3 protein-coding genes are annotated in these 5,426 nt (G+C 51.5%); all 3 read right to left on the reverse strand.

Annotated elements, in window-relative coordinates; genetic code table 11:
- Positions 1-136: 136 nt before the first annotated feature.
- Positions 137-658 carry an ImmA/IrrE family metallo-endopeptidase gene (locus tag HQL65_20125; protein ID MBF0138544.1) on the reverse strand — a complete coding sequence of 174 codons (522 nt, stop codon included), beginning with the start codon at positions 656-658 and terminating at the stop codon, positions 137-139.
- A 349-nt stretch (positions 659-1,007) separates the two neighbouring features.
- A complete protein-coding gene (locus HQL65_20130; GenBank protein MBF0138545.1) occupies positions 1,008-3,038 on the reverse strand; it encodes a methyl-accepting chemotaxis protein in 2,031 nt (676 codons plus the stop codon).
- 378 nt (positions 3,039-3,416) lie between these two features.
- Positions 3,417-5,264 carry a glycosyl hydrolase family 57 gene (locus HQL65_20135; protein ID MBF0138546.1) on the reverse strand — a complete coding sequence of 616 codons (1,848 nt, stop codon included), beginning with the start codon at positions 5,262-5,264 and terminating at the stop codon, positions 3,417-3,419.
- Positions 5,265-5,426 lie beyond the last annotated feature (162 nt).

Below are 5,426 nucleotides of genomic sequence, written 5' to 3' on the forward strand. Positions count from 1 at the left end.
TTGAGGCTCAGATTGCTGTGTTTTTTCCGAATATTTTCTTGATGATTGCGAATAGTCTCATGAAAAGCGAAAAGCACAACGCCTGCATCTGCCTCAGTTTTTACAGGGGTCACAAAAATCAATTCATGGCCATGCTTTAACGCTTCAAAAAATCGGCACGGAACTGGGCAGCGGGTTGGGAGACACTGAACTGGATGGAGAGTGCTGGAATATCCCAGCCTGTTTCTACTCCAATTGACGTAAAAATTTCGGCGGGCATAAGCAGCGCCGCAGCAAAACGATTGGCCTGTAGTTCCGGCTTGTCGTTGCCAAAACGATTGACACGCACCCTGTCACTGTCAGGATGTTGCTTAAAATATTCAGGTACATGAAGCTGAAGATGACCGATCTCATGTGCAATGGTAAAATTATCGCGAAGGATGCCCGTGAATGGAGGCAGATAAATGATAAAATCCCCCCCCCTCCAGGCAGACATGGCCCCACCGTTTTGTGTCATGGGATCGCAGGTTTCGGCAAGACCAAGCCTGCCACCCAACTTTTCAACCAATCCGCGAATGTCATGCTGTTGCGGGTCAAAGCTGTACTCTTGCGCAAACGCTTCTGCCGCATCTTCAATTTCAGCATACGTCAGTTTGCTTTCCGGAACTCCAGATGACATGGGCCTTGGTCTCCAGGGATTTCAGAAGAAACCCATACCATGCACAGGCATGGAGCTTGCGGTCATGATTGACCAAGCATGCCCACAGAAACCCGAGGAAGATTGTATCTGCCTGCTCAAGATACGATTCGCGAGTTTCCAGAGGGTTTCAGAGCGTCGTTGATAAAAAAACCCAATTTGTATTGTGAGACAATCACATATTCTTTTCAAGTAATGATTGTGAAATTTGAATTTTATTTTTCAGGCTCATTCTGTTCACCAATCTTCCAGGTATCTGCACCAGGGGGAATCGATTTCCTGTTCGAAAAGACCGAATAAGAAAGATACAAAAAAAACAAATTGTTACAACTCACCCCAGGCGGAAGAACCCGACACCCTGATTCAGTCGTTCAGCATTCTGGACCAGCTCATCGGCATTGGCGGACATTTCCTCGGATGATCCGGCATATTTCTGGATGATGCCGTCCAGGGTCTGGATTGCGGCATTGATCTGGTCGGAGGTTTGGCTTTGTTCCTTGCTGGCGTTGGCGATTTCAATGATCAATTCGGTCGTGCGGCGCACTTCCGGGACCAATTCATCCATGATACTTCCGGCGCGGGTGGCCACCTGGATGCCGGTCTGTGAAAGTTGGCCGATCTCGGTTGCTGCGGTCTGGCTGCGTTCGGCCAGTTTGCGCACTTCGCCGGCCACCACGGCAAAGCCCCGGCCATGTTCCCCGGCCCGGGCCGCCTCGATGGCAGCATTCAAGGCCAAAAGATTGGTTTGCCGGGCAATCTCTCCAATGATGGAAATCCGGTCGATGATCTCCCGCATGGCCGTCACCGACTCCTGAACCACCTGGCCACCGGATTCGGCATCCCTGGCTGTCTTGCGGATGGTTTTTTCGGTCTCTTCGGCGTACTCCGTATTTTTCTGGATGGTGGCGGTCATTTGTTCCATGGCAGCGGATATTTCTTCGATAGAGGCTGCCTGCTGGGTGGCTCCCGATGAAATTTCCTGTGCTGCATGGGCCACCTGTGCCCCCCCTGAAGCCACATGCTCGGCGGCATCTCGCACCATCTGCACCACCTCCCGCAATTTGGCAGTCATTTGGTTCAAGCTCTGGAACCACTGACCGATTTCATCAACCCGGTTGATGGAGCAACGAATCTGCAAATTTCCCTCGGCCACCTGGGCAATGTTTTCCTTGCACACCGTCATGGGGCCTGTAATGTGTTTGGCCAACAGCAGGACAGCCACAAAGGAGACCAGCAAAACAGCCAACGCCGTCAATACAATGGAAGCCAGAATTCCCGCCAGGGAACGTTCCCCTTCCAGCAGGGCCGAATAGGGTTTCATATGTGCAAGGCTCCAACCAAAGGTGGGCAGGGGCTTGTAAACCAGAAAATACTCCTCTTCCTGTATTTTCATCCGTCCCATGCCTGTTTCCCCTTTTTTCATTTTCTCCATAAACGCCAAAAATGAAGGGTTGCCGGCAATCTTGTCCACTGTGGGCAGATAGTCCGCCAATTGATGGTTCGCTTCCGGGTCTACTCCCGGCTTCAAATCCAGATTGATCGATTGGTGTGTGTCGGCCACCACCAGTCCCGCTGGATCCAGAATAAAAATCCGGCTTTTTCCCTTGGCCAATCTTTCCTGTTCATTTCCCGCCTTGCTGTCACCACCCTTCTGTTCCCCGGCGGCAAACAATTTTTCAAGAATTCCCTGAAACAGGGCAACCGGTAACTCATAGTGATAAAAAGCCGGTTTGGATCCATCCGGCATGATAATAGGTGCCGTGTAGGAAAATACCCACTTTTTGGCGTCCGGTGACATATACGGAGACTGAACATGAACCTCACCCTCATTCAACTTGAAGGTTGGTTCAAAAAACGGGGCACCATTCTCTTCGCTGGAAAAATCTTCATCCGGTGCCACTTCACCATTGGTGATCCGGCTGTGTTCCTGGCCTGTCTTGTCGATCACGCAGGTCTCGACAATCGGAAATCTATGCTGAAGTGACATGGTCCAGCGGTCGATCATATCCTTCAATGCCCGCTGGCGGGGCGAAAATTGAATTATTTTCTTTGTTTCTTTTTTCCCCTCATTTTCAACTTCCTTCTCCTCGTATTGATTGCCGGCCATGGTTTCGGCAAGTGCAAAATACTCTTTGAATGCGTGGTGTTCCACCGCAAGGAGCAGGTCGTTTTTGGCCTTTTCATGGAAAAGATTAGCCTTGCCCAGGACACCCTCCAGTTCCTTCTTCATGGCCAGAGTGGCATTCTCGACGATGGTCTCTTCCGTAATCTTGAAGGAAATTCCCCCTATCAGGGAGAGACCCACGATCAGGATCAACATGATGGGAACAAGAAATTTCAGTTTGATACTTTTGCGCAGCATTTTCAGATCCTTGGAGAATCAATTCCACCTGCCTGACACCGGTTCAATCCCGATCCAGATTGAATTCCATGCCTTTTTTCGGATCCCCGCACACTCCCTTCCCCACACTCACCCTGTCCGATCCAACACTCTCCCATCCAGTCCAGCCATGTCAATGCATCACTACAAAAAAACGTGTCAAGAGTGCCCCACGCGCAGAAGCCTATCACAATTCATGAAACATTAATATAAATTAATGTTCAGCAACCACGAATATGATTATAAGAATATAAAAGAACATTGGTCAAGGTCAAGGCCAAGGTCAAGACCAACACGCCCGCCATGTCAACCGTGGCTCCGCCCCAAAACCGGACAGGGAAAAGAACGGAGCCAACCAGTTTATTTTTTGGACTTTTTATTGGATTTTGACTCTTTTTCAGATGCCTTGGAATCAGGCTCTTTTTCAAGAGTTTTAGAAGCCGGCCCTTTTTTGGATGCCTTGGAAACCGACTCCTTTTTGGATGCCTTGGAAGCCGGCTCTTTTTTGGGTGTCTTGATCCTGGCCTTGGCCTTGGCTTTGGCCTTGGGAACTGGCTCTATCTCAGGTGCCTTGAGAACAAATTCCTCTTCTTCGTGCATCACAGGTGCAGGCTTGTTCGGGGTCACTTCAGGAGCGGATTTGTGCTGTACCGAAGTGAGTGCGGGTTCGTGCTGCACTGGAGTGGAAACAGGCTCATGCTGCGCCGCATGGGAAGTGGATTGCTGTCCGGTTGATTTGGAACCCGGCTCCCGGTCCTTGAAATCGTGGATCAAAATCTCTTTGGCCCGCCGACAGATCTCCCGTCCATAATCCGTCCACTGCCCTTCACCCCAGTAGCGGAAGCAACTGGTCTGGGAAAGCATGAGGTGATACAGGGCATTACGAAACCGCGGCTCACTGGCATCATGGCCGGGTTTGAGAACCTTTTCATGAAACAGGGAACTGACCTCTTCCATGGGACCCAGAATTTTTTCGTAACCCCGTACCCAGGAAAGATTGTTGGTCCAGCTTCCTCCCTCCATGTGAAATCCATGCCCTTCCTGATTGAGCGTGGCAATGGTCTGGGCCACCTTTTCCGGCCCGTCACCCGGATTGACCCGCTCCCAGATGCGCTTGTGAAAGAGCGGTTGCACCACCGGCAAATCCGCAACCCTGATCCCTGAGGCAAAAACATGTTCCAGATATTCGGAAACCGTCATGGGCGGGGTGTCGGTTCCGGAGCTTTGCCGCATGACTTCCATGAATTTGGAGGGAAATTCATTCATCATGACGCCGCCGTTTTCGCCATCGGCAATCTGTGTGACCAAAGGCGGAATTTCCCGACCCTGCACATGCCAACGGGTCAGACTCCGTGCCTCGTAATAAGGTTGCATGTGACCAACGAGCTTGGAATCACTGCCCTGCGTTTTGATGATGGCCACGATGTCAATGACATCGCCATGCGAGTTGCGGCACTCCAGACGGTGCGGCACATGCGGTTGCCGGGAAGGGTGGCCCGTATGGGGGTCCTCGACCGAATGTTCCTGAACCAAAACCCAACTGTAGCCACACTCCCGCAGGGTTTTGACAAAAGCATATGCCACATCGGGATGGTTGGGCAGGGCCATCTCCGACGGCGAAAAGCCACGCACCCGTTGCAACGCCTCCAGACCAAAAATGGCCGCAAAATGGTGCTGCCAGGCCATAACGTGCAACCGATAATCCTGGACCGGCGTGGAAGGCGCGACCGGATGACCCCAGGGTGCCCCCAACCACTCTATGGTCTGACACTGCTCCGGGTGGCGGGTGACAGCCGCCAGAGCATCCAGAACATCCTGCGCTCCCATGCGTAACAATCCGTGCATGAGCGTTCCGGAATATTCCAGCATCACCCGTGGTGCCTTCCCCTCGGCGAGCAGCTGCGGAATGAACTCCCCCATGCGCTTGTAACAACTCCGATAAACCCGGCCATTATGGTTGTCGCCGCTCTCGGGGCTGTTCAGCAGACATTGCAGATTGCTGATCATGGCCGCCGTCGGCAAATGCGGACCACCTGCCGGCAGCAGGGGTTGATGCATATGCAGAGCAATGGCAAAGGCACTTTTGATCGAACCGAAATCACCCGTTGACAGGGGACGGTTGCGGCTCTCAGAAACAATTTTTTGTATCTGCGCCTCGGAACCACAAATGTTGGGCAGGTCACCAATGGTCGAGGGCATGGAGGGCATGGAGGGCATGGAGGGCTTTCTAAAACGATTGATACCAAGGTTGCAATTATAAGAAACTTAATTAAAAAATTAAAAAAAAGCTGGAAAAAAAGTAACTATTCAGCTCTCCCCATTAAAAAACGTTCGAAAAACTGGGAAGGAGGTCCAGGAGGAAGGGCTGTG

It is taken from the genome of Magnetococcales bacterium (genome assembly GCA_015228935.1).
GTDB lineage: Bacteria > Pseudomonadota > Magnetococcia > Magnetococcales > DC0425bin3 > HA3dbin3.

Bases quoted from the DNA above. Each gene is read 5' to 3' on its own strand.
- HQL65_20125 (MBF0138544.1), bottom strand. From the start codon at position 658: ATGTCATCTGGAGTTCCGGAAAGCAAACTGACGTATGCTGAAATTGAA.
- HQL65_20130 (MBF0138545.1), bottom strand. From the start codon at position 3,038: ATGCTGCGCAAAAGTATCAAACTGAAATTTCTTGTTCCCATCATGTTG.
- HQL65_20135 (MBF0138546.1), bottom strand. From the start codon at position 5,264: ATGCCCTCCATGCCCTCGACCATTGGTGACCTGCCCAACATTTGTGGT.